At 36.7% G+C, this 24,534-nt stretch carries 23 protein-coding genes, 1 pseudogene and 1 other annotated feature; of the genes and pseudogenes, 19 read left to right on the forward strand and 5 right to left on the reverse strand.

Annotated features, from left to right (window positions below):
* The first annotated feature begins 34 nt into the window (after positions 1-34).
* The 12 genes from RCJ96_RS02310 (at position 35) to pheA (ending at position 12,046) form a co-directional block, all read left to right on the forward strand.
* Positions 35-1,423, forward strand: a complete 1,389-nt coding sequence (locus RCJ96_RS02310) for an Rne/Rng family ribonuclease (RefSeq protein WP_316148787.1) — start codon at positions 35-37, stop codon at positions 1,421-1,423.
* A 77-nt stretch (positions 1,424-1,500) separates the two neighbouring features.
* Positions 1,501-1,578: a sequence feature (ribosomal protein L21 leader region), on the forward strand.
* A gap of 14 nt (positions 1,579-1,592) precedes the next feature.
* Positions 1,593-1,901 carry a 50S ribosomal protein L21 gene (rplU, locus tag RCJ96_RS02315; protein WP_000270908.1) on the forward strand — a complete coding sequence of 103 codons (309 nt, stop codon included), beginning with the start codon at positions 1,593-1,595 and terminating at the stop codon, positions 1,899-1,901.
* 11 nt (positions 1,902-1,912) lie between these two features.
* A complete protein-coding gene (locus tag RCJ96_RS02320) occupies positions 1,913-2,257 on the forward strand; it encodes a ribosomal-processing cysteine protease Prp (RefSeq protein WP_087954200.1) in 345 nt (114 codons plus the stop codon).
* A gap of 3 nt (positions 2,258-2,260) precedes the next feature.
* On the forward strand, positions 2,261-2,551 hold the full coding sequence (gene rpmA, locus RCJ96_RS02325) for a 50S ribosomal protein L27 (RefSeq protein ID WP_000944958.1): 291 nt from the start codon (positions 2,261-2,263) through the stop codon (positions 2,549-2,551).
* Positions 2,552-2,614: 63 nt separating this feature from the next.
* On the forward strand, positions 2,615-3,163 hold the full coding sequence (locus RCJ96_RS02330) for a sporulation initiation phosphotransferase B (protein ID WP_316148786.1): 549 nt from the start codon (positions 2,615-2,617) through the stop codon (positions 3,161-3,163).
* Positions 3,163-4,449, forward strand: a complete 1,287-nt coding sequence (obgE, locus tag RCJ96_RS02335) for a GTPase ObgE (RefSeq protein ID WP_000497125.1) — start codon at positions 3,163-3,165, stop codon at positions 4,447-4,449. Before RCJ96_RS02330 ends, obgE begins: the two co-directional genes overlap by 1 nt.
* Before the next feature lie 139 nt (positions 4,450-4,588).
* A complete protein-coding gene (locus RCJ96_RS02340) occupies positions 4,589-5,296 on the forward strand; it encodes a response regulator transcription factor (RefSeq protein ID WP_000276721.1) in 708 nt (235 codons plus the stop codon).
* Positions 5,286-6,368 (forward strand): HAMP domain-containing histidine kinase, encoded by a 1,083-nt coding sequence (locus RCJ96_RS02345; RefSeq protein ID WP_316148785.1) that lies wholly within the window; start codon positions 5,286-5,288, stop codon positions 6,366-6,368. The genes RCJ96_RS02340 and RCJ96_RS02345 overlap by 11 nt, the downstream gene beginning before the upstream one ends.
* Before the next feature lie 93 nt (positions 6,369-6,461).
* Complete coding sequence (locus tag RCJ96_RS02350; protein ID WP_316148784.1) at positions 6,462-7,238, forward strand: ABC transporter ATP-binding protein; 777 nt, start codon at positions 6,462-6,464, stop codon at positions 7,236-7,238.
* A complete protein-coding gene (locus RCJ96_RS02355) occupies positions 7,213-9,135 on the forward strand; it encodes an ABC transporter permease (protein WP_316148783.1) in 1,923 nt (640 codons plus the stop codon). The genes RCJ96_RS02350 and RCJ96_RS02355 overlap by 26 nt, the downstream gene beginning before the upstream one ends.
* A gap of 49 nt (positions 9,136-9,184) precedes the next feature.
* On the forward strand, positions 9,185-11,098 hold the full coding sequence (locus tag RCJ96_RS02360; RefSeq protein WP_316148782.1) for an ABC transporter permease: 1,914 nt from the start codon (positions 9,185-9,187) through the stop codon (positions 11,096-11,098).
* Between the two features lie 96 nt (positions 11,099-11,194).
* Positions 11,195-12,046, forward strand: a complete 852-nt coding sequence (pheA, locus tag RCJ96_RS02365; protein WP_000621725.1) for a prephenate dehydratase — start codon at positions 11,195-11,197, stop codon at positions 12,044-12,046.
* 63 nt (positions 12,047-12,109) lie between these two features.
* Here the strand turns inward: pheA and RCJ96_RS02370 are convergent, their stop codons facing one another.
* The 3 genes from RCJ96_RS02370 to RCJ96_RS02380 all read right to left on the reverse strand — a co-directional run bounded on the left by RCJ96_RS02370 (position 12,110) and on the right by RCJ96_RS02380 (position 14,527).
* Positions 12,110-12,757, reverse strand: a complete 648-nt coding sequence (locus RCJ96_RS02370; protein ID WP_316148781.1) for an MOSC domain-containing protein — start codon at positions 12,755-12,757, stop codon at positions 12,110-12,112.
* 85 nt (positions 12,758-12,842) lie between these two features.
* Positions 12,843-13,385: a transcription repressor NadR gene (locus tag RCJ96_RS02375; RefSeq protein WP_000812272.1), complete on the reverse strand. Its 543-nt coding sequence runs from the start codon at positions 13,383-13,385 to the stop codon at positions 12,843-12,845.
* Positions 13,386-13,387: 2 nt separating this feature from the next.
* Positions 13,388-14,527, reverse strand: coding sequence for an IscS subfamily cysteine desulfurase (locus RCJ96_RS02380; RefSeq protein ID WP_316148780.1), 1,140 nt, complete (start codon positions 14,525-14,527; stop codon positions 13,388-13,390).
* A gap of 152 nt (positions 14,528-14,679) precedes the next feature.
* On the opposite strand from RCJ96_RS02380, the gene nadB reads away from it, so the two are divergent.
* The 5 genes and pseudogenes from nadB (at position 14,680) to RCJ96_RS02405 (ending at position 21,291) form a co-directional block, all read left to right on the forward strand.
* Positions 14,680-16,209, forward strand: a complete 1,530-nt coding sequence (gene nadB, locus RCJ96_RS02385) for an L-aspartate oxidase (protein WP_316148779.1) — start codon at positions 14,680-14,682, stop codon at positions 16,207-16,209.
* 19 nt (positions 16,210-16,228) lie between these two features.
* A complete protein-coding gene (gene nadC / locus RCJ96_RS02390) occupies positions 16,229-17,062 on the forward strand; it encodes a carboxylating nicotinate-nucleotide diphosphorylase (protein ID WP_071728493.1) in 834 nt (277 codons plus the stop codon).
* Between the two features lie 30 nt (positions 17,063-17,092).
* Positions 17,093-18,199, forward strand: a complete 1,107-nt coding sequence (gene nadA, locus RCJ96_RS02395) for a quinolinate synthase NadA (protein WP_071728492.1) — start codon at positions 17,093-17,095, stop codon at positions 18,197-18,199.
* Between the two features lie 374 nt (positions 18,200-18,573).
* Positions 18,574-18,736: pseudogene (safA, locus tag RCJ96_RS02400) on the forward strand (SafA/ExsA family spore coat assembly protein); the annotation flags it as partial.
* A 1,913-nt stretch (positions 18,737-20,649) separates the two neighbouring features.
* Positions 20,650-21,291: a YhcN/YlaJ family sporulation lipoprotein gene (locus tag RCJ96_RS02405; protein ID WP_316148777.1), complete on the forward strand. Its 642-nt coding sequence runs from the start codon at positions 20,650-20,652 to the stop codon at positions 21,289-21,291.
* Between the two features lie 33 nt (positions 21,292-21,324).
* Here the strand turns inward: RCJ96_RS02405 and RCJ96_RS02410 are convergent, their stop codons facing one another.
* Positions 21,325-21,759 (reverse strand): branched-chain amino acid ABC transporter substrate-binding protein, encoded by a 435-nt coding sequence (locus RCJ96_RS02410; protein ID WP_139302770.1) that lies wholly within the window; start codon positions 21,757-21,759, stop codon positions 21,325-21,327.
* 477 nt (positions 21,760-22,236) lie between these two features.
* On the opposite strand from RCJ96_RS02410, the gene RCJ96_RS02415 reads away from it, so the two are divergent.
* Positions 22,237-22,767, forward strand: a complete 531-nt coding sequence (locus RCJ96_RS02415) for a BofC C-terminal domain-containing protein (protein ID WP_000871182.1) — start codon at positions 22,237-22,239, stop codon at positions 22,765-22,767.
* 12 nt (positions 22,768-22,779) lie between these two features.
* On the opposite strand, the gene RCJ96_RS02420 is transcribed toward RCJ96_RS02415, so the two are convergent.
* Positions 22,780-23,724, reverse strand: coding sequence for an iron-hydroxamate ABC transporter substrate-binding protein (locus RCJ96_RS02420; RefSeq protein WP_242304674.1), 945 nt, complete (start codon positions 23,722-23,724; stop codon positions 22,780-22,782).
* Positions 23,725-23,912: 188 nt separating this feature from the next.
* On the opposite strand from RCJ96_RS02420, the gene ruvA reads away from it, so the two are divergent.
* The gene (gene ruvA / locus RCJ96_RS02425; RefSeq protein ID WP_000464508.1) at positions 23,913-24,530 is read left to right on the forward strand and encodes a Holliday junction DNA helicase RuvA; all 618 of its coding nucleotides are present in this window, start codon (positions 23,913-23,915) and stop codon (positions 24,528-24,530) included.
* The last annotated feature ends 4 nt before the right edge of the window (positions 24,531-24,534 follow it).

Below are 24,534 nucleotides of genomic sequence, written 5' to 3' on the forward strand. Positions count from 1 at the left end.
AAAGCAAAGAAGATTATAAAGTGAGGAAAGAATTTTGAAAACGTTATATATAAACTATACTGGATCGGAAAAACGCGTTGCAATTGAAGAGAAGAAGAAAATTGTTGAGTTTTTATGGAAACGAAATGAAGAACAAGAGATTGTTGGGCATATTTATGTTGGACGTATCGTAAGAACGATTGCTGGAATGAACGCAGCTTTTGTAAATATCGGTTTAGAAAAACATGCGTATCTTTCGTACGATGATGTACCATCTTCTTATCGAATACATGAAGGACAAGCGGTACTCGTACAAGTTGTAAAAGAGGCAATTGATACGAAAGGGCCGAAATTGACAGCAAATATAGAATTTACCGGGAAATATGTCGTTTATATGCCCTATGATGAAATGCGTGCGGTTTCTCGGAAAATAAAAAACAATAAAAGAAGGCAACAACTACTCCAAATTGAAGTAGAAGGGACAGGAGGTTATATTTTTCGCTCTGCTTCTGAAAAAGGAGAAATTGAAGAAATACAAGCTGAAATGCAAAGATTACAGCAGTTATATGAAGAGTTAAAAAGAAAAGAGGGCCAAGGAAAGGCACCGTTACTACTTCATCGACCGGCAACTTTTTTAGATCGTGTATTTCAAGAAAATCCAATTGAAACGATTGAAAAAGTAGTTGTAGATACAAGGAGTATAGTAAAAGAATTAGAAGAAAAGGTCGGTAAAGAGAAAGTATCTTTTTATAACGAAAAATCTTCCCTGTTTAACCATTTTGGAATAGAACGTGAAATTGAGAAAGCACTTCAAAAAATTGTTTGGCTTCCAAATGGTGCTTATTTAATTGTGGAGCAAATGGAGACGATGACTGTAATTGATGTGAATACAGGTAAGTTTACTGGAAAACAGAATTTACAAGATACAGTTCTTCGTACAAATGAAGTAGCGGCTGAAGAGATAGCGCGTCAATTAAGACTGCGTGATATCGGTGGTATGATATTAATTGATTTTATTAATATGAAAAGAAGAGAAGATAAAGAAAAGGTAAGAGAATGTCTCGTGGCTGCTATGCAAAATGATCGCACATATACAAGAGTACTCGGGTTTACAGAGTTAGGGATTTTAGAGATGACACGTAAACGTAAGAAACATTCTTTACGCGACGTACTACTTGAAGAGTGTACACCGTGCAAAGCGACAGGGTATGTGATGTCATATGAAACGGTTGCGTATGAGCTAGAGAGAGAGCTAATTACATATGGCAATATAGAAGATGAGGCAGTATTAATCTCTGCACCTAAAGAACTGCAAAAACAATTTTTGCAAAAAGAATTACAAAAAAATATTCCATTTGAAATTTATTTCAAAGATGATATGATCGAAAAGTACGCTATTATCCGTTTTGGAAGTAAAAAAGAAATTATAGAACGGAAAAAATAGTTAGTAGAACTTTCATTGACAACCGTCTATGATTCATGATAACATCTTTATGTTATAGTTTATAGCACCTAAACGGCTATATGCTACAACCGCACAAGACAGGTTCCTTAAAGGCATTTATGTCTACCTCGTTTTTGGCGAGTCTTAGTAATTAAGAGGAGGTGCAAGTATGTACGCAATTATCGAAACAGGTGGAAAACAAATCAAAGTTGAAGCTGGTCAAGAAATCTACATTGAAAAATTAGATGTTGAAGCTGGTGAAACTGTTACTTTTGACAAAGTTCTTTTCGTTGGTGGCGAAAACGTGAAAGTTGGTAGCCCAGTTGTAGAAGGTGCAACAGTTACTGCGAAAGTTGAGAAACACGGTCGCGCTAAGAAAATCATCGTTTTCAAATACAAAGCGAAAAAGAACAATCGTAAGAAACAAGGTCATCGTCAACCTTACACTAAGCTAGTTGTTGAAGCTATCAACGCTTAATTCTGGTTAACATGATTAAAATTACGATAAGTCGCACGAAATTAGGACGTATCCAATCATTTAAAATGACTGGACATGCCGATTATGCGCCGCATGGACAAGACCTTGTCTGTGCTGGAACTACAGCGGTTGTGTTTGGTTCTATAAATGCAGTGGAAGAACTTTGTAATGTGCAGGCAACTATTGAACTCGGAAGTGATGGCGGATTCTTAACGTATGAATTGCCTAATGATTTAGACGTTCATGCAGCAGAAAAAGCACAGATACTTTTAGAAGGATTGGTTGTTTCGCTTAAGACGATCGAACTTGATTACGGAAAGTATATCCGTTTAATAGAAAAAGTGCAGGAGGTGTAACGTATGTTAAGATTAGATCTTCAGTTTTTCGCATCTAAGAAAGGTGTAGGTAGTACAAAGAACGGTCGTGACTCTCAGTCAAAACGTCTTGGTGCTAAACGCGCAGATGGTCAAACGGTTACAGGTGGTTCAATTCTTTACCGTCAACGCGGTACAAAAATTTATCCAGGTGTTAACGTTGGTCGTGGTGGCGATGACACTTTATACGCGAAAGTTGACGGCGTAGTACGCTTTGAGCGTCTTGGCCGTGACCGCAAACAAGTGAGCGTATATCCTGTTGCTCAAGAAGCATAAGAACTCACGGAAAACTCTAACCTGAGTGCAGGTTAGAGTTTTTCTATATTAAGGGGTATCTAAATGAATAAAAAATGGACAATTATAGATGCATTGCGCCATTCAAGACATGATTGGCTCAATCGTATGCAGATGGTGAAAGGAAACCTTTCCCTTGGAAAAGTGGAAGAAATTCATAGTCTCATCGATCGTTTTGTCCAAGAAGCGAGACAAGAATCCAATCTGATGGGGCTATCAATGCCTTTATTTTCAGAGTGGATTTTAACATATAATTGGAAACAGCAGCCGTGCTTATTGGAGTACGAAGTATTAGGGAATTTACATAACTTATCTCACTTAGATGAGACTGTATGTACATGGACGAATCAATTTTTCTCAATGCTTCAGCATAGTTTAGACGTATATGTTGAAAATTATGTTTGTATCACAATTGAATGTGACGCGGAGAATGCTCGTTTCTTTTTTGATTTTCGTGGTAAGCTAACGAGTGTAGAAGAACTACAGAATTGGCTTGCGAACCAAAACCATAAATGGTATTCCATTTCTTATACAGTAAGAGACGAAGAAGTCTCAGTTATATTACAACCAATTGAAAAAAGTGTGGTGAAATAATGTTTGTAGATCAGGTCAAGATATATGTAAAAGGCGGCGACGGTGGTAACGGAATGGTTGCGTATCGTCGTGAGAAGTATGTTCCAAAAGGTGGTCCAGCAGGTGGCGACGGTGGTAAAGGTGCAGATGTTGTTTTCGTTGTTGAAGAAGGCTTACGTACATTAATGGACTTCCGCTACCAACGTCATTTCAAAGCTGATCGCGGTCAGCACGGAATGAGTAAAGGGCAGCACGGCCGTAAATCTGAAGATTTAATCGTTAAAGTTCCGCCAGGAACAGTAGTAAAAGATGAAAAAACTGGTCAAATTCTTGCCGATTTAGTAACGCATGGACAAACAGCTGTAATTGCAAAAGGTGGCCGCGGTGGTCGTGGTAACTCACGTTTCGCAACAGCTACGAATCCAGCGCCAGAAATCGCTGAGAACGGGGAACCAGGTCAAGAGCGTGATGTCATTCTAGAACTGAAAGTACTAGCAGACGTTGGACTTGTTGGATTCCCAAGTGTAGGTAAATCTACATTATTATCTGTCGTATCATCAGCACGTCCGAAAATTGCAGAGTATCACTTCACAACAATCGTTCCAAACCTTGGTGTTGTTGAAACAGGTGATAACCGCAGCTTCGTTATGGCTGACCTTCCTGGATTAATTGAAGGGGCACATGCCGGCGTTGGACTTGGTCATCAATTCCTGCGTCATATTGAGCGTACACGTGTAATCGTGCATGTTATTGATATGTCTGGTTTAGAAGGCCGTGATCCATATGAAGATTACGTAACGATTAATAATGAATTAAAAGAATACAATCTTCGCTTAACGGAGCGTCCACAAGTTGTTGTTGCAAACAAAATGGATATGCCAGATGCAGAAGAAAACTTACAAGCATTTAAAGAGAAAGTGGGAGACGAAGTAAAAATCTTCCCAATCTCAGCTGTAACGAAACAAGGTGTTCGTGATTTACTATTTGAAGTAGCGAACTTATTAGAAACAACACCTGAATTCCCAATACATGAAGTTGCGGATGAGTCTGATACAAGTGTAATGTACAAACTTGAGACTGAAGGTGTTAAATTTGACATTACACGTGAAAGTGATGGCACGTTTGTTATCTCTGGTTACGATATCGAGAAAACATTCAAGATGACAGACTTCTCACGTGATGAATCTGTACGTCGTTTCGCTCGCCAAATGCGCGGAATGGGTATTGATGAAGCGCTTCGTGCACGTGGTGCAAAAGACGGAGATATTGTAAAAATTCTTGAATATGAATTTGAATTTATCGACTAAGACTGCCGAAATATGGCAGTCTTTTTTTATATCGCAAAAGTCTGATTTATACAGGAAAAAATCCCCACTAATTAAATTTTCAATTTATAATAGAAAAAGAAGTGGTTTTATAAGAACTTTTTATGGGGAGAAAGTGAACATGTATAAAATATTAATTGTAGAAGACGATGAAAAAATCGCGGGAATATTAGAAGAGCATTTAGAAAGATATGGCTATCAGTCATTTCGAGCGAGTGATTTACGACATATAAAAGATGAGTTTGTAAATGTAAATCCACATCTTGTGTTACTTGATATTAATTTACCGTATTTTGATGGTTTCTATTGGTGTCGTCAAATCCGCACTGTCTCGAATGCACCAATTATTTTTGTTTCTGCAAGAACGGGGGAAATGGATCAAGTAATGGCAATTGAAAATGGAGGAGATGATTACATTACGAAGCCATTCCATTTAGACATTGTAATGGCTAAGGTGAAAAGTGCACTTCGTCGTGGGTATGGTGAGTATGCTTCTGCGGCAGAAAGCGATTGTTTAGGTGTAAATGGACTGTTGTTATTCCCATCTCAGCACGTTGTTGAGTGGCAAGGGCAACAAACAGAACTGACAAAAAATGAATTTTACTTATTAGAGTGTTTAATGAAACAAGCAAATCAATATGTAACGCGCGAAGAACTGTTAGAAGCTCTGTGGGATGAAGTAGCCTTTGTTGATGATAATACATTAACCGTGAATGTGAAACGTGTAAGAAAGAAACTAGAGGAGCTAGGTATTAAAAATGCAATTGTAACGAAACGTGGATACGGTTATGCGCTTCTTACAGAGTGGGGAGAAGGGCATGAAGGTTAAAAATTACCTCATGGACCGCTTTTCTTTAATTCTTTGTTATATTGTTAGCCTTTGTTTATTTGGGCTTGTTTTGCAGTTGCAAAGTCTTTTAGAAAAGCGATCCATTGATTGGAATACATGGTTATACGGACTTTTATTAGGGACAGTTGTTTTTACTGTATATCTTATTTACGATTACCGAAAACGGAGTGTGTTTTTAAAGAGGGTTGAAAAGTATGTTACTGGCGGAAATACATTACATGATTCCTTACTTATTGATACTTCTTATACGGCAGAGCAAGAGATGATCGTTGAATCGTTTACGTTGTTAAGACAGCAATATATGAATGAAGTTCATAAACAACATGCAAAAGAACAACAGCAAATGATATTTATGAATCAATGGATTCATCAAATGAAAACACCAGTATCTGTTATTGAATTACTATTACAGAAGTTTGGTAAAGAGCATCGTGAAGCAAGAGCAACAGTTGAAAGTATTCGTGAAGAAAATAACCGTATATTAAATGGTTTAGATTTAGCGTTACACATGGCAAGGTTAGAGCAGTTTGCGAAAGACTATAAAGTAGAAGTAGTAAATGTGATAGATATTATTAGAGGTATTATTAATGAAAATAGAAAGTCTTTCATTCAATCGTCTGTATTTCCGAAAGTGATGTTTGAGGAAGATACTTGTATGGTTGCCTCTGATAGAAAATGGCTCAGTATTGCTATAGGACAAATTGTTGTAAATGCAATTAAGTATACAAAAATTTCGGAAGCAGAGAAAAAGGAAATTCAATTTCAAATTGAAGAGAAAGATCAAAAGGTGTTATTACATATTAAGGACAATGGAATCGGTATTCCAGAGCAAGATGTAAAGCGTATATTTGATCCATTCTTTACAGGGGTAAATGGCCGGAAAACGAGAGAAGCGACTGGAATGGGTTTATATATTACGAAGGAAATTTGTGATAATTTACATCACGGTATGTATGTGCAATCGGCTGAAGGGGAAGGGACAACATTCACGTTCCAATTTGCAAAAGATGAAGAATATCATACATTAATGAGAAAAATGACAAAACTGTAAGATAACAAAACGTTTTGTAAGGGAAATCACTCGTTTCTTTTTCTTATTTTTCTTATAGTAAATGTAAGAAGAAAACACATAGGGGGATTAGAAATGAGTGTTCTTGAAGTAAAAGGATTAACGAAGGTGTACCAATCGAAAGGTTCAGTAGCAACGACTGCTTTAAATGATATAAATTTTAAAATAGAAGAAGGCGAATTTGTAGGGATTATGGGTCCTTCAGGGAGCGGAAAAACAACGCTTTTAAATTTATTAGCAACAATTGATAAGCAAACTTCAGGTCATGTGCTTGTAAATGGGGAAGAAATTAATCAAATGCGTGCTGCAAAATTAGCGGAGTTTCGCCGTACACATTTAGGATTCATTTTCCAAGATTTTAACTTACTTGATACGTTATCGATTAAAGAAAATATCATTTTACCACTTGTAATGGCGAAGAAATCTGTAAATGAAATCGATGTAAAAGTGCTTGAGATTGCAAAGTTTTTAAATATCGAGGGCATTTTAAATAAAAAGGTATATGAAGTATCAGGTGGCCAACAACAACGTGCAGCAGCTGCGAGAGCGATCATTCATGAACCGACGCTAATTTTAGCAGATGAGCCAACTGGAAACTTAGATTCCAAGTCGGCAAAATCATTAATGAGCGCGTTGCAAGATTTGCATGAACAAAAGAAAGTAACAATTGCAATGGTAACGCATGATCCAGTAGCGGCGAGTTATTGCGAACGTATTCTTTTCATTCGCGATGGAGAGATTTTCTCAGAAATTCATAAAGGAAGAACGAAGCAAGCCTTTTTCCAAGAAATTCTGGACGTACTTGCGATGCTAGGAGGGGAATATCATGAACTTTCGCCAGCTCGCGCTTAATAATGTAAAAGGAAATTGGCGTAACTATAAAGCGTTTCTTATAAGTAGTTGTTTATCGATTGTCGTATTTTTCATGTATGCTTCCTTCATTTATCATCCAGATGTTGTAGGCGGTAATATTAGTATGAGGGAGATGATTTCAAAAGGGTTAGAATCAATGAATTATATTGTAGTCATCTTCTCAGCACTCTTTATTTTATATGCAAATTCAACGTTTTTACGAGCAAGGAAAAAAGAGTTTGGTCTATTAACATTAATAGGCGGAACAAAATCGCAGCTCGGCCGAATGATTATATTAGAGCAGCTTATGTTAGGTAGTATTGCAATTGTAGTAGGTATTGGGGTCGGAATGCTTTGCTCAAAACTATTTTTCCAAGCACTGAGTGTATTACTAAAAATTGATAAAACACTACCGCTCGTATGGAATAGTAAAGCAGTTCTTATTACAGCTGGTGTGTACTTTATTCTCTTTTTAATCCTATCATTGTTTAGTGTTTGGACAGTAGGGCGCTTGCAAATTATTGATTTATTAAGAGAAGCAAGAAAACAAAAAGTAGAGCCTTTTGCATTTACATGGTTATGCATAGTTGGTATAGGATGTATTATTGTTGCATATGTTCTTTGTTTCCAAGTAACCATTATGAATTTTATTATATATTTCTTACCAATTGTAGGATTGACCATTGGCGGAACGTATTTACTATTTACACAAGGAAGTACAGTTGTATTAAAAGCATTGCAAAAACGAAAACAATCTTTTTATACATACCCAAATATGTTCGTACTTAGCAATCTTATTTATAAAATGAAGGATAATGCTCGTTTTTTATTTGTAATTTCTATCATTACGGCGGTAGTATCTTCAGCAGTAGGTACACTGTACGTATATTTTGAAAATATGAGTGCGAAAACGATAGAGCTTACGCCACATGCTATTTCATATGAGGAAAAGGGATTAAATACGCATAGCCTTATTAATGAAGAAAAAGTACAAGAGATTGTAAAAAGAAATGGGTTTGAAGATGCACGAAAAGTAACCTATGTAAAACTACCTGCAACACAGAAAATAATGTTGTTTAACAGTGAACGTGAAGTACCGATGACGATTATTTCAGAAAAAGAATATAACGCGGAAGTGCGTAAACAAAAGAAAGAGCAAATTACAGAGGTTCATAATGCACCAGGTAGCGCGACGATGGTTATGGTTGATGCAGCAAATGAACTTATGAAAATAGATCGTACGAAACCGTATGAATTTAAGATTAACGGACAAAAGCAGTCTGTTCAATTAAACGAGCCAACGTCATATTCTGTTTTTAACGATAGCGAATATCTTATTGTGAATGATCAAGACTTTGAGAAATATGCAAAGCTTGTACCAGATGAAGAAAAGACGAAATATTATGGTTATTATATTGAAGATTGGAAAAGTACCGAAGATCTTGTGCTAGATTTGAAAAAGGAAATTGCACCAGAAAAGCAAGGGGAATTGAGAAATTCAGTGTTTGCGTATAAGGCTATAAGAGAAGGTGGTGCAATTACAATGTTTATCGGTTTCTTCGTAGCAGTACTATTCTTCTTCTTCGCTTGTAGTATGACATACTTTAAATGGTTTAACGATAAAGAACAAGATCGTATTCAATTTAAATCGTTAAAGAGAATCGGTATGACAGATAAAGAAATTCGCAAAATTGCGATTCGACAAATGGGCGTTATCTTCTTTATCCCAATTGTCATCGGTGCTATTCATAGTGGATTTGCTCTTCATACGTTAGGAAAAATGCTTTATCTCGATTTATGGAAATCAGGTGCGCTTGTAATTGGAGCATACATTTTAGCTTCTGCGATTTACTTTATGATCGCGCAAAGAGGATATTTAAAACACGTAAAAAGCTAGGGGAACCTCTAGCTTTTTGCCTATGTAGTAAGTTACAGGAGGACGATAGATGAACATTCGGCAACTAGCGCTGCAAAATATAAAAGGAAATTGGCGTAATTATAAAGTGTTTTTCTTAAGTAGTTGTTTTGCGATATTTGCGTCTTTTGCATACATGTCCGTCATTGTACATCCGTATATGCAAGAGACGATGTGGTATCAAAACGTACGCTGGGGACTGATCATATGTAATGTTATTATCATTTCTTTTTTCGTCATATTTATTTTGTATTCTACTTCTATTTTCATAGAGGCACGTAAGAAAGAATTAGGATTATATATGTTAATGGGAGCAACGAAATCTAACGTAATTGGCGTAATTATGACCGAGCAAATGTTGATCGGGGTATTTGCTAATATTTTTGGTATTGGGCTTGGCATGATTTTTTTAAAACTCTTCTTTATGGTGTTTAGTATGTTACTGGGGCTTCCGAAAGAACTCCCTGTCATATTTGACTTGAGAGCAATTGGGGGAACATTTATTGCGTATATGGTCGTATTTGTTGTCTTATCATTCATAAGTGCTTTACGTATATGGAATATAAAAATCATTCGGTTATTGAAAGAATTTCGAGCAGATAAAAAAGAGAAGAAAACATCAATGTGGCTTTGTATATTCGGATTTATTTGTTTAGGTATAGGATATGCGTTAGCGTTACAAGCGACCATACTAACGATAGCGGTCTATTTTTTCCCTGTGTCTATACTTGTCTCTTTCGGAACGTATTTTTCTTTTACACATGGTACTGCTCAAATATTAGAAATGATAAAACGAAATAAAAAGATTATGTATACATATCCGTATTTATTTATAGTGAATCAATTGTCACATCGAATGAAGGAAAATGGTCGCTTTTTCTTTCTGATGTCTATGGCAACGACGTTTGTAGTTACAGCAACAGGTACGGTGTTCTTATATTTTTCTGGTATGCAAGATATGTGGCGGGGCGGAGGAGTGCACTCATTTTCTTACATAGAAAAAGGTACTTCTTCTCATGAAGTCTTTGCGGAAGGAACGGTTGAACAATTATTGCACCAATATGGGTATGATGATTTTCAATATATGAGTTTTGTTGGAGTGTATGCATCTTTTCAGTCCAATAAGGGAGAAACAACAATAGTACCGCTTATAAAAGGAAGTGAATATAACCAAGAAGCGAGGAAACAAAAACAGAAAACGTATTATCCTAAAAAAGGTACAGTGACACTCGTTTATTATAATAAATACAATAATTCGAATGTATATAATCAAAAAGAGATTCAATTGCAAGTAATGAATCAACCATATCAATTTGTATTTAACGGCCAGAAAGAAGGGATTCAATTTAACTATCATCCTTCTTACATTAATGGTCTGTTCTTCGTTATGAATGATGAAGATTTTGATAGTATAGCAAATCAGGTTCCTGATTCTGAAAAAATGATATATAGAGGCTACACATTACCAAATATCGAAAATACGAAAAAATTAAATGAAGATTTACGGAAACATATGAAACAAGATAATAATAATGCATTTCGAAGCAATATGGAGTTGTATGTAAATATGAAAGAAGGCGGCAATATTACTCTATTTGTAGGCTCATTTATTAGTATATTATTCTTTCTTACTTCATGTAGTATCGTGTATTTTAAATGGTTCCATAATATTGCATCGGACCGAAAGCAGTATGGTGCACTCTCTAAACTTGGAATGACGAAGGAAGAAGTATGGAAAATTTCTCGCTGGCAATTATGTATGCTATTTTTTGCGCCAATTATAGTAGGGAGTATGCATAGTGCAGTTGCGTTATATACGTTTCATAATACGATGTTTATGGATGGTTCATTACGAAAAGTAGGCTTGTTTATTCTATTTTATATCGCCGCATGCATCATGTATTTCTTTTTCGCGCAAAGAGAATATAAGAAACATTTAGACTAGCGAATGCTAGTCTTTTTTTAATATTCGAAATTTACATAGAAGAATATAAAAAAGTATGGTATAACAGTAAGAAAACGAAAAAGAGGGGAAAAGACGATGATTCGAGTAGGATATTTAGGACCAGAAGCAACATTTACAAATATGGCGGTGAGTCGTTTTTTTCCGGAAGCAGAGCATGTACCGTATCGAACGATCCCAGATTGTATGGATGCAGCTGCAAATGGAAATGTAGATTATGCAGTGGTACCACTAGAAAACGCTATAGAAGGTTCAGTGAATATAACAGTTGATTACCTCGTGCATGAGCAACCACTTTCTATTGTAGGAGAAATTACAGTACCAATTCAGCAACATTTACTTGTGCATCCGCAGTATGCAGAAGTGTGGGAAGAAGTATATGCAGTGCATTCTCATCCGCACGCTATTGCCCAATGTCATAAGTTTCTAAATGAAGAATTAAAAGGGATAACTGCTCGAGATATGACATCAACAAGTGCCGCTGCACAATATGTGAAAGAACATCCTGAAGAAAAAATTGCTGCCATTGCAAATGAAGCAGCTGCAGAGAAATACGGATTGACGATTGTAAGACGAAGTATTCATACACATAAAAATAATCATACACGTTTCCTCGTGCTCCATAAGAAAAAGAAAGCAATACTCTCAAATAATGGAGAAAACCGCGGAGAGAAAACGACGCTTATGATAACGTTACCTGCTGATTATGCAGGAGCACTATATCAAGTGTTATCAGCTTTCGCATGGAGAAAATTAAACTTATCAAAAATCGAATCGCGTCCGATGAAAACAGGACTTGGAAATTACTTTTTCTTAATCGATGTCGACAAAGCATACGATGACGTATTATTGCCAGGTGTAACGATGGAACTTGAAGCACTCGGTTTTTCTGTTACGGTGCTGGGGAGTTATTCTTCTTATTGGTTATAAGGGGGAGTTAGGTTATACCGTGTGATAGATCAATAAAATCCCACCTATAAATGGTGGGATTCTTTATTTTAACTTCGCAAGACGCTCTTCTAATTGACCGCGCCAAACGTCAGCTAGTTCTGGAACAGCAAGAATCTTTTCGATGCCATCTCTATCTTTTCTATTCTGAAAATAAATTTCGTTAGAGAACAAGACAGAAACATTGCTCGGTTGACGTTTTAGTAATGTGATTTTTGAATCTTTACGTACAGTACCTTCTTGAAGAACGCGGCATAGATAGCCAGTAAAGCCAGTTGCTACAATGCGCGGCAGTATGCCAGGGATGCCAAGACGTTTTGAAATTGTGCTACAAGGTACTCTTGCTTGTGTTACTTGAATGATTGCTTCGCCTAGTTGATATGTATCTCCGATGCAAACATCACGCTCTAACATATTTGTTACGGTAATGTTTTCGCCAAATGCGGAAGCTGGAAGTGTTGTTTGGAATTCTTTTTCCCATAGCGCGTAATGTTCGTGTGAGTACACACAAACTGCGCGATTAGGTCCACCGTGGTGTTTTAAATCTGCTACATCATCACCAAGGAAGCCATCTTTTGATAGGAAAGCTTCTTCGGTAAGTTCTTTACATATACCAGTAATCATTTCTTTATCTTCGCTATATTTCATTTGTTTCGGTTTGCCAATGCTAAAGTGAACGAGTTCAATTCCCATATGTAATCTCCTTTACGATTGATTACAATATTATACCACTTACAAAATAAAAGCACAGAGAATTATAAAAACTCTGTGCTTTACATTAATAAACGAGAAATCCTGCTTTATCTAAAGCTTCGCAAGCAGCATCTAACTTCTCTTTAGAATCTGCTTCAATTGTATGTAAGTGAATACCATCTGTTAATTGCGATAGATAGGAAGCATTTGTGTTTTCTATTTTTTGTAAATATTGCTCTACATCAAAGCGATTACTTACCATGATGGATGCTGTTAAGTCACCGTATACAGGATGCTCAACTTTTACATCTTTAATCGTAACGCCGTGGTCAACAAGCATTGTAAGTTCTTGACGTACTTCTGCTGGCTTATGTTGGCATACAATTACGCGTTCGAAAGCTTGTTGTTTTTCTTGTGGTTTTAAATATAAATAGCCTTGAGCAGTCGCAATGATCGGTTCGTTTCGTGCTTTAAGCAAGGAAATATCTTGCACGATAACTTGTCTACTTACGTTTGTCTTTTTCGATAGCTCATTTCCGGATAACGGTTCATTTGCAGCGAGAAGCCACTGAAGGATAAGCTGTCGTCTTTCTTCACCTAAAATCTTTTTTTGTTCATTTTGTTTCATTATCATTTAACACCTCTATAAAATTGATTTCCAATTGTGTGTAGTGCATGAATAGTAGTATCAATTTGATCTTTCGTTGTTTGTTGTCCGAAAGAGAAGCGGACATATTGTTTTGCCTCTTCATACGTTTTTCCAATTGCAAGCATTGTTTTCGAAGGTTCTTGTTTACCAACTTGGCAAGCACTTCCGGTAGAAATGGCAATACCGCGGCGATTACATTCTAGCATTGTATATTGGCCTTCTATTCCTTTTATTGTAACCCCAATAATATGTGGTAAACAAGAAGTAGAATGACCTTCTACTTCAATTTTTAGCGGAAGTGTTCGTATTTGCTCTAAAAAGTAAGATCGTAACCCTTTAAAACGTAAACTTTCTTCTTGTTGATTTTTTAATATATTCTCAGCAGCTGTTAAAAAAGCTGCGATGCCAGGAACGTTCACTGTACCTGGACGAAATCCTTTTTCGTGAGAAGTCCCCGGAAATACTTGTGTCCAGCGAACTTGCGGATTGATATAGCAAGCGCCAACACCCTTCGGTCCGTATATCTTATGTGCTGAAACAGAAAGACTATCAATTCCCATCTCAAAAACATGGATAGGAAGTTTACCAAAGGTTTGTACACAATCTGAATGAAATAAAACGTTATATTTTTTTAAAAGTGCCCCAATCTCTGCGATATTTTGAACGGTTCCGATTTCAGAGTTTCCGTGCTGTATACTTGCTAGAACAGTATCTTCTGAAATAGCTGCTTCTAAATCTATTAAACGAATGAGTCCATTTTTATCAACAGGAATTTCAGTAATTGTATACCCTTTTGATTGTAAGGATTGAAAATAACTTCGAATGGATGCATGTTCCATAGGTGTCGTAATAATATGCTTCTTATTTTGGGCATTGAGAAGGGACTGAATCGCAAGGTAGTTCGATTCTGACCCACCGCTCGTGAAGAATATCCCTTGTTCCTTTCCACCGATCATGTCGGCAAATGTTTTTCTACAAACTTGTAATAAAGAAGAGGCCGTTCCTCCAATATCGTGTAAACTTTGTTCATTTCCGAAGTATTGCGATGCTGCTTTCGTATATGTTTGTAATGCTTCCGCGCTCATAGGTGTAGTAGCTGCATAGTCAAGATATATCATCATGTAAGTTCCTCTCTCTAGTAAGAGTTACATTTCTTTTATTTTTTAAATGGTAGTGAAAATAAGAATTATAAAAAAACTCTTGTCATTATTTTAAAACTATGTAAATATAGGTGTCAAGACAGTTGAAAAGTGTAAAGTAGGAGGCAACAATTATGCCAAGTGCAGATGTCTTAATTATTGGAAGTGGTATTGCGGCACTTCGTGTTGCAAAAGAGATTTGTCACGAAAAGAATGTGATTATTATCACAAAGGAAACGGATCGTAATAATAATACACATTTAGCGCAAGGTGGAATTGCCGCAGCGGTTGCTACATATGACAATCCGAATGATCATTTTGAAGATACGTTAGTAGCAGGATGTCATTATAACAATGAGGATGTGGTCCGTTATTTAGTTGAAGAAGGACCGAAAGAAATGAAGAATCTCATTGAAAATGGAATGAAATTTGATGGAGATGAAACGGGTCCCCATCTTGGAAAAGAAGGTGCACATCGAAAGCGTCGTATTTTACATGCAGGTGGCGATGCAACAGGAAAGAATTTATTAGAGCATTTCATTCAAGAAGTAGTTCCGCATGTTACGGTAGTGGAACAGGAAATGGTGCTTGATTTTATTATAGAAAGTGAAAAATGTGTTGGAGTTTTAACGCGAGATAGTGAATGGAAGTTGAAGCGTTATGATGCAGATTATACTGTGCTAGCCTCAGGCGGGGTTGGTGGTTTATACGCCTTTACTTCTAATGATAAAACAATTACGGGTGATGGACTTGCGATGGTATACCGCGCAGGCGGCGAGCTTGTAGATTTAGAGTTTGTACAATTTCATCCAACAATGTTATATACGGGCGGGCGATGCTGTGGTCTCGTTTCTGAAGCTGTCCGTGGTGAAGGAGCTGTCCTTATAAATGGAAAAGGGCAGCGTTTTATGATGGATATACACGATGATTACGATCTCGCACCGCGTGATGTGGTGGCAAGAGCGATTCACGAACAGCTTTTGTCGGGTGAAAAAGTGTATTTGAATATCGAGTCTATTCAAAATTTCGAAGAACGTTTTCCAACTGTATCAGCATTATGTAAAAAGAATGGTGTTGATATTACTAAAAAACGCATTCCGGTCGTACCTGGTGCTCATTTTCATATGGGTGGCGTGAAAACAAACATTGATGGGGAGACGTCCATTCCAAATTTATATGCAGTCGGTGAAGTAGCTTGTAACGGTGTTCATGGAGCAAATAGATTAGCGAGTAATTCGTTATTAGAAGGTCTCGTGTTTGGAAAAAGAATAGGACAACATATTTTAACGAAAGCGACACAAGACAGATTGAGCGACTTCGCTGAGAAGGAAAAGAAATTTATCGTTCTAAATCATTTGCCGACGAAAGAAGAAATACAAGAATGCATGATGAAATATGTTGGGATTGTACGAACAGAGCAAAGTTTATCTTATGCGAAGAGATGGCTTAATAAATACGGTGTTCGAAATATGATATTACAACATGATGCTCTTACAAATGAAGAGATAACGCTTATTAATATGTTAACAGTTTGTGAGCTTATCGTCGTATCAGCTTTACAAAGAGAAGAAAGCATTGGTGGTCATTATCGAAGTGATTATCCACATAGAAATAGCGCACAAAAAGAGATCATTCGAGTGAAAAGAAAACTACAACTTGTGTAATGAGGGGAAGAGGGGTTTTATGAATACGATAAAGGTTAAAGAAGCATTAAATCGATTTTTTCTAGAAGATATAGGAGAAAGAGATGTAACATCTCAGCTTATTTTTCCAGACAATTTATTTTCAAAAGGAACGTTTCTTGCGAAGGATACAGGGGTCTTTGCGGGACGTTTAGTCATTGAAGAAGGGTTTAAATTAATTGATGAGAGAATTAAAGTGGAGCTTCATAAAAAAGATGGAGATCTTGTAGAAAAAGGCGAAATAATTGCAACTGTCCAAGGGCCAATCGCATCGTTATTAACGGCAGAGCGCGTTATATTAAATGTTATCCAGCGTATGAGCGGAATAGCGACGATGACGCGTAAAGCGGTTCTCGCTTTAGATAGCAGCCATACACGCATTTGTGATACGCGAAAAACGATGCCAGGGCTACGTATGTTTGATAAGTATGCAGTTGTATGCGGAGGCGGATTTAATCACCGCTTCGGCCTATATGACGGTGTCATGATCAAAGATAATCATATTGCTTTTGCTGGTTCTATTACGAAAGCTGTTACATCGGTAAAAGAAAAATTAGGGCATATGGTGAAAGTAGAAGTGGAAACAGAAACGGAGGAGCAAGTAAGAGAAGCTGTAGCTGCTGGTGCGGATATTATTATGTTTGATAACCGTACGCCAGATGAGATTCGGGAGTTTTCAAAGATTGTGCCAAGCGCTATCGTGACGGAAGCTTCAGGGGGCATTACAATTGAAGATTTATCGAAATACGGAAAAACAGGGGTAGATTATATTTCACTTGGAGCGTTAACACATTCAGTGAAAGCACTTGATATTAGTTTCAATATTGAGGCGTAAGGAAAGTGGCTTAGAGGGGGAGAAAGAAATATGAGTATTTTAGAAAAAGTACAACCGATTGAAACGATGTTACCAGAGCGTTATTACACGATGTCAACAGAAGATATGGAAAAGCGGGTTCGTGAAATTAAAGAAAAAATGGGGGAAACGCTATTTATTCCAGGACATCATTACCAAAAAGATGAAGTGGTACAATTTTCTGATGCGGCAGGAGATTCACTTCAGCTTGCGCAAGTTGCAGCGAGCAATAAAGACGCAAAATATATTGTATTTTGTGGTGTACACTTTATGGCAGAAACAGCAGATATGTTAACGACAGATGATCAAATTGTTATTTTGCCAGATATGCGTGCAGGGTGTTCGATGGCAGATATGGCAGATATAGAACAAACAGAAAGAGCGTGGAAAGAGCTCAAAAAATTATTTGGAGATACGATGATTCCGTTAACGTATGTGAACTCTACAGCTGCCATTAAAGCGTTTTGTGGTCGTAATGGCGGAGCAACAGTAACGTCTTCTAATGCAAAACAAATGGTATCTTGGGCTTTTACGCAAAAAGAGCGTCTCGTCTTTTTACCGGATCAACATTTAGGGAGAAATACAGCGTACGACTTAGGTATCCCGTTAGATAAAATGGCAGTATGGGATCCACATACTGATTCATTAGAGTACGATGGAGATATAGAAGAAATTCAAGTGATTTTATGGAAAGGGCATTGTTCAGTTCACCAAAACTTTACAGTGAAAAATATAGAGAATGTACGGAAAAATCATCCGGATATGAAAATTATTGTACATCCGGAATGTTGCTATGAAGTTGTAGCTGCTTCGGATTATGCAGGTTCAACGAAATACATTATTGATATGATTGAATCGGCTCCATCCGGAAGTAAATGGGCGATTGGTACAGAAATGAATTTAGTGAACCGAATTATTCAACAACATCCAGATAAAGAAATTGTTTCACTTAATCCATTTATGTGTCCATGTTTAACGATGAACCGAATTGATTTGCCGCACTTATTATGGGCACTTGAAACGATAGAAAGAGGAGAAGAAATTAACGTTATTAGCGTAGATAAACAAGTAACTGAAGAAGCGGTTCTTGCATTAAATCGTATGTTAGAGCGTGTGTGAAGCAGCGGGATTCCCGTTGCTTTTTTTCATACATGTAATCATAACGAGAACGAAATGGGCATACATTGTTTTGAAGAAATCATTGTGATTTTTTTATCCCGCGTTAACGGGCAGTAAATCTCATACTTCAAAGTTGGATTGGAACAAAGAAGTTAGGCGGAGATCAACTGCCCGTAAACGTCCGATTGGTTCAACTAATAATCAGTGGGGGATGAATCTCCCCACTGATTAAAGTTTCACTTTATGCTTATTCCACTTCAAATGATATTAAAAATCGAAGAAGTGATGAAAGTGAAAACAAGTTAACGTTATGTAGAAAGAGTTACTTCATGAGATTTGTTACTTATAGATAAGTTATACAGGAGGGGGAAAATTTGAAAATTCATATCGTGCAAAAAGGGGATACCCTTTGGAAAATTGCGAAAAAGTACGGAGTGGATTTTGATACGCTGAAACAAACAAATACACAACTTAGTAATCCGGATCTCATCATGCCAGGTATGAAAATTAAAGTACCATCAAACGGCGTTCAGGTGAAACAACATGCTGGTGCAGGCTCAGCACCTCCAAAACAATACGTAAAAGAAGTGCAACAAAAAGAATTTGCAGCAACTCCAACTCCACTTGGAATAGAAGATGAAGAAGAAGTTACGTATCAATCAGCGCCAATTACACAGCAGCCTGCTATGCAACAAACACAAAAAGAAGTGCAAGTAAAACCACAGAAGGAAATGCAAGTGAAACCACAAAAAGAAGTACAGGTAAAACCGCAGAAGGAAATGCAGGTGAAACCGCAAAAAGAAGTACAGGTAAAACCGCAGAAGGAAATGCAGGTGAAACCGCAAAAAGAAGTGCAGGTAAAACCACAAAAAGAAGTGCAAAAAGAAAAGCCAATTCAAATAGAAAAACCAGTTGAAAAACCGTCTGTTATCCAAAAACCACCTGTTATAGAAAAGCAAAAACCAGCAGAGAAAGAAAACACGAAGTTTTCGGTAAATGTGTTACCACAGCCACCGCAACCACCAATAAAAGCGAAAAAAGAATATAAAATTTCAGATGTAATTAAAAAAGGAAGCGAATTAATTGCTCCTCAAATTACTAAAATGAAACCTAATAACATCATTTCTCCGCAAACGAAAAAAGATAATATAGTATCACCGCAAGTAAAGAAAGAAAATGTAGGGAATATCGTATCACCACAAGTGAAGAAAGAAAATGTAGGAAACATAGTATCACCACAAGTGAAGAAAGAAAATGTAGGAAACATAGTATCACCGCAAGTAAAGAAAGAAAATGTAGGGAATATAGTATCACCGCAAGTGAAGAAAGAAAATGTAGGGAATATAGTATCACCGCAAGTGAAGAAAGAAAATGTAGGGAATATAGTATCACCGCAAGTGAAGAAAGAAAATGTAGGAAATATAGTGTCGCCAAATGTATCGAAAGAAAATGTAGTGATTCCGCAAGTAATACCGCCAAATATTCAAGTGCCAAACATTATGCCAATCATGGACAATAATCAACCACCAAACATTATGCCAATCATGGACAATAATCAACCACCAAACATCATGCCAATCATGGATAACAATCAACCACCAAACATTATGCCAATCATGGATAACAATCAACCACCAAACATCATGCCAATCATGGATAATAATCAACCACCAAACATCATGCCAATCATGGATAATAATCAACCACCAAACATCATGCCAATTATGGATAATAATCAAATGCCAAATATGATGCCAATTATGGATAATAATCAACCACCAAACATCATGCCAATTATGGATAATAATCAAATGCCAAATATGATGCCAATTATGGATAATAATCAAATGCCAAATATGATGCCGATTATGGATAATAACCAAATGCCGAATATGATGCCATATCAAATGCCGTATCAACAGCCTATGATGCCGCCGAATCCGTATTATCAACAACAAAATCCATATCAAATGCCATATCAGCAAGGAGCACCGTTTGGACCGCAATATACGTCTATGCCAAATCCAAATATGATGCCGATAGATAATAATATGCCGCCGCTCGTGCAAGGAGAGGAAGATTGTGGATGCGGAGGAGAGAGTAGGCTATATAGTCCGCAACCTGGAGGGCCACAATACGCGAATCCTTTATATTATCAACCAACCCAATCCGCATATGCACCACAGCCAGGAACGATGTACTATCAACCAGATCCGCCAAATGTATTTGGGGAACCAGTTTCAGAAGAAGAGGATGAAGAAGAAGTTTAAAAAAGGTGGGATGATTCCCACCTTTTTTTGTGTGTAGATTCGTTCTGGAAACGGAAGATTTACACCAAATGTTAGAAAATCCCCAGTGAAATATTAACAGTGTAAAAACCTTCTCTGTTACTCATCATAAGAGGGAGCTTTTCAGAAGAGAAGCTCATTCTAACAGAGGGGGTTTTTGTATTGAATACGAAATTAAAAGTGATTGCTGCTTCTTTGTTAGTTACTAGTGCATTAGCTGCATGTGGTACACCAAAAAACAATGCAATGGATGGACGTAACTACAATTACGAGCGTACATCTTATAATGATACACATCAGTATCGTGATAATGTGACGCGTAACGATCGTTATACAGACTATGTAACATATAGAAATGGTCGTAACGATACAGGATATAACTATTACCGTGATGTAAATTATAACGGTCAAATTGCTAATCCGCATCCAACACGTAATATTACAATGAACAATTCATACATCAACAATGATGGTAAAACTGCAGAAAGAATTACAAATCGTGTGAAACGTATGAATAACGTAGACCGTGTGTCTACAGTTGTATATGGAAATGATGTAGCGATTGCGGTAAAACCACGTAACACAGTGACAAATGAAACGGCAATGGCGAACGAAATTCGTCAAGCTGTTGCAAATGAAGTTGGAAACAGAAATGTATATGTTTCTGTAAGAAATGACATGTTTACTCGTGTCGATGCAATGAGTACACGCTTACGTAACGGTACAGTTACAAACGATTTTAATCGTGACATAGTGAATATGTTCCGAGACATTCGTTACGGTTTAACTGGTACTGTGCGATAACAAAACAAAAGAGGAAGGGTGAGCCCTTCCTCTTTATTCATCGTCGTCTTGTAAACGATGCTTTTTAATAAAATAACTAATGGAATAAGAAACTAAAAAGCATATGAAGAGAATACTACCTGTTAAAATAGCTTCCAATAGAGGTCTTTCTGGACTGAAAATGATATAAATAATAGCCATAACGATTCCTACAATAAGAGAGCGTAAAACAAGTTTGTAATAAGGAGTTAACTTTATTTCCTTTTCGCCTTCTTCTACATCGATTGAAACACTTAACTGTAAATAAGCAAGTAAAATACTCGTAAGCATAAATAATAGCCACAATGGAGTTTTCGTAATTTGATCCATTCCTTCAGTGAATCCAATATAGCCTAAAATTCCAACTACGCCAATGTATTGAAAAAGAAAGACAATACGTATATTTTTCAATGTTTGCAGAATAAGACGTTCATCCTTAATTTTTTTCATAATATCCATCTCCTGTTTATTATGATTTCGCTGTTATATTAATTGTAACATATATATTACAATTATCAATTTATAATTTACATATAATTCATTTGGATGAAAGAGGAAATAAAATATTTTTTATAAACATGTTGCACTTATACTTTATTAATGTTATATTAGCAAAGCGATGAGCTAATTTACGTAAGACGAGAGATATGCTTAAGTGCTAAACACGCGAATGTGGTCGCCTGGTCTCTCGCCGTAAACGCATCAAGACGCCTGCTTTGCAGGCGTCTTTCATTTTATATGAATGTAAAGGGAAGAATGGAGGAATCCAATCTTCCCTTTTTTATTTGAATAAAAGTCGGAATATAAATAGGAATAATTGAACTCTATAATTCTTGATGTGAGCAATCTATGAATTAGGGATAAAACCCCCATTTCCGGAAAAACTACTAATGAAAGTATGATCTTGCCTAAAAGAGGTGAACGGAAATGAAATGGATACTGATTGCGATGCAAGCTTTCGTTATGATGTTTTGTTTCGTTTATGGAACGAATGCGAAGGCGGAAGGGCCGGTACCAGAAGTAACAGAAAAAGAACCGGAAGTTACAATTTTATTAGAGCGAATGTATGTTGATGGCGAAGTAAGTGAGGAAATCTTTACAGAAAAAGTGGCGGATTTAGAAAAATTTTTACAGCAGTATAAAGAATGGCAACTCGTTGATCGTGATGATGTGCAAATTGTATTACAAAAGAAAGTTGATGATATTTCTCCGTTATTAAAAACTAGCGGTTATTTTGGAGTATCAGAGGAAGGGATATTACAAATTTTCAAAGGTGTACCGAAAAGTGATAATGCGATTCATTCCTTCTTTCAAATTGATATGAAAAAGTTGGAGAGTTATGAGCGTGCGAAATTGAAGCGTGGTATTCGCATTAAATCAAAAGAAGGTTTTGTGAAGACGATTGAAAAAATGAAACAATACGCAGTGCAAAATAAGAAAAAAAGCAGCTCATGGTGAGCTGCTTTTTTCTTATTTATTCTTAGCTAAAATTTCTTTTGCGATTTCATCAATTAGCATATCTTTTCCGATTGGATTGAAAGCTTTCGTATTGAAGACTTCGTTTGATGCTTCATATACATGATTGTTTTTCACAGCTTTATTGTCTTTCCAGACGGCACTGTTTTTGTAGTCTTCGTAAACTTTATCAGCTTCGCCGCCAAAGTTTACAATAAACATTTGGTCAGGTTGGAATGCAACAAGACCTTCTAGCGATACTTGCGCCATCGTTTGTTTTAAATCTGTACCTTTTGTTGCTGGAAGTTTTAAGTCGTTAAAGATGATGTCACCGTACCCGAAGCTACCGTATACACGGAAGTTTTGTGGTGTAACTGCGACGAACATAAAGCTGTCATCTTTTGTTTTCTCTTTAATCTTTTTAGATAAAGAGTCGGCTTTTTTATTGTAGTCTGCAATCCATTTGTCTGCTTTTTTCTCTTCGTCAAATAGTTTACCTACTTCTTTAAACTTACCGCGCCAGTCTTCTAAGTTTGTTTCTAGAACAACTGTCGGTGCAACCTTTTCTAGTTGATCATAAATTTTTAATTGACGATTGTTCAAAATAATTAAGTCTGGTTTCAAAGCAGTAACAGCTTCTAAATCAACTTTAGGTGCCCAGTACCAACCTACTGCCTTTACTCCATCTAGCTTTTCTGTCAAATGCTTTTGGATTTTATCTTTATATGTATTTGCTGTACCAACAGGTTTGTGTCCAAGAAGTAATAATTCTTCTGTTGATCCAGATAAGTCAACAATTCTCTTTGGATTTACTGGAATTGTAGCTTCCCCTTTAGCGTGTTTTACAACTTTTGTTTTCGGTTGTTCTTTTGCTTTTGATTCTTCTTTTTGAGAAGAACATCCAACGATAGAAAGAACAACTAGCATAATAGTAAATAAAATAAATAGCTTACGTTTCATCCTAATGTAACCCCTTTAATTAGTATTGATAATCATTATCGACTTCTGTATATTAATGTGCTTTAACCTTTCTGTCAATGGAAAATCACAGAAGTTTCAAATAGAGAACATTTGTTGGGGTAGTCTCGCTTTTCTATCATTAAATATGTTAAAATGGAATACATGATTTAAGAGGGAGAGATCGTATTTTGTTTGAATATGTTACAGGTTACGTGGAGTATGTAGGACCGGAATATGTCGTAATTGATCATAATGGAATTGGTTATCAAATTTTCACACCGAATCCGTATGTATTTCAAAGAAGTAAGCAAGAAATCCGTGTCTATACATATCATTATGTGAGAGAAGATATTATGGCACTTTACGGGTTTAAAACACGTGAAGAGCGTTTATTATTTACAAAGTTGTTAGGGGTGTCTGGTATTGGACCAAAAGGTGCTCTTGCAATTTTAGCTTCTGGTCAAACAGGACAGGTCGTTCAAGCGATTGAACATGAAGACGAGAAGTTTTTAGTGAAGTTCCCGGGCGTCGGAAAGAAAACAGCACGCCAAATGATTTTAGATTTAAAAGGAAAACTAGCAGACGTTGTACCAGATGCATTTGTTGATTTATTCTCAGACGAAGAACGTTTTGATGAGAAGAAAGGTTCGTCAGCTGAGCTTGATGAGGCGCTGGAAGCTCTGCGCGCACTTGGATACGCAGAACGAGAAGTTTCTCGCGTTGTACCAGAGTTATTAAAAGAATCATTAACGACGGATCAGTATATTAAAAAGGCACTTAGTCTTTTACTAAATGGTAAGAGGTGAGTAT

Source organism: Bacillus sp. BSL6 (assembly GCF_052928345.1).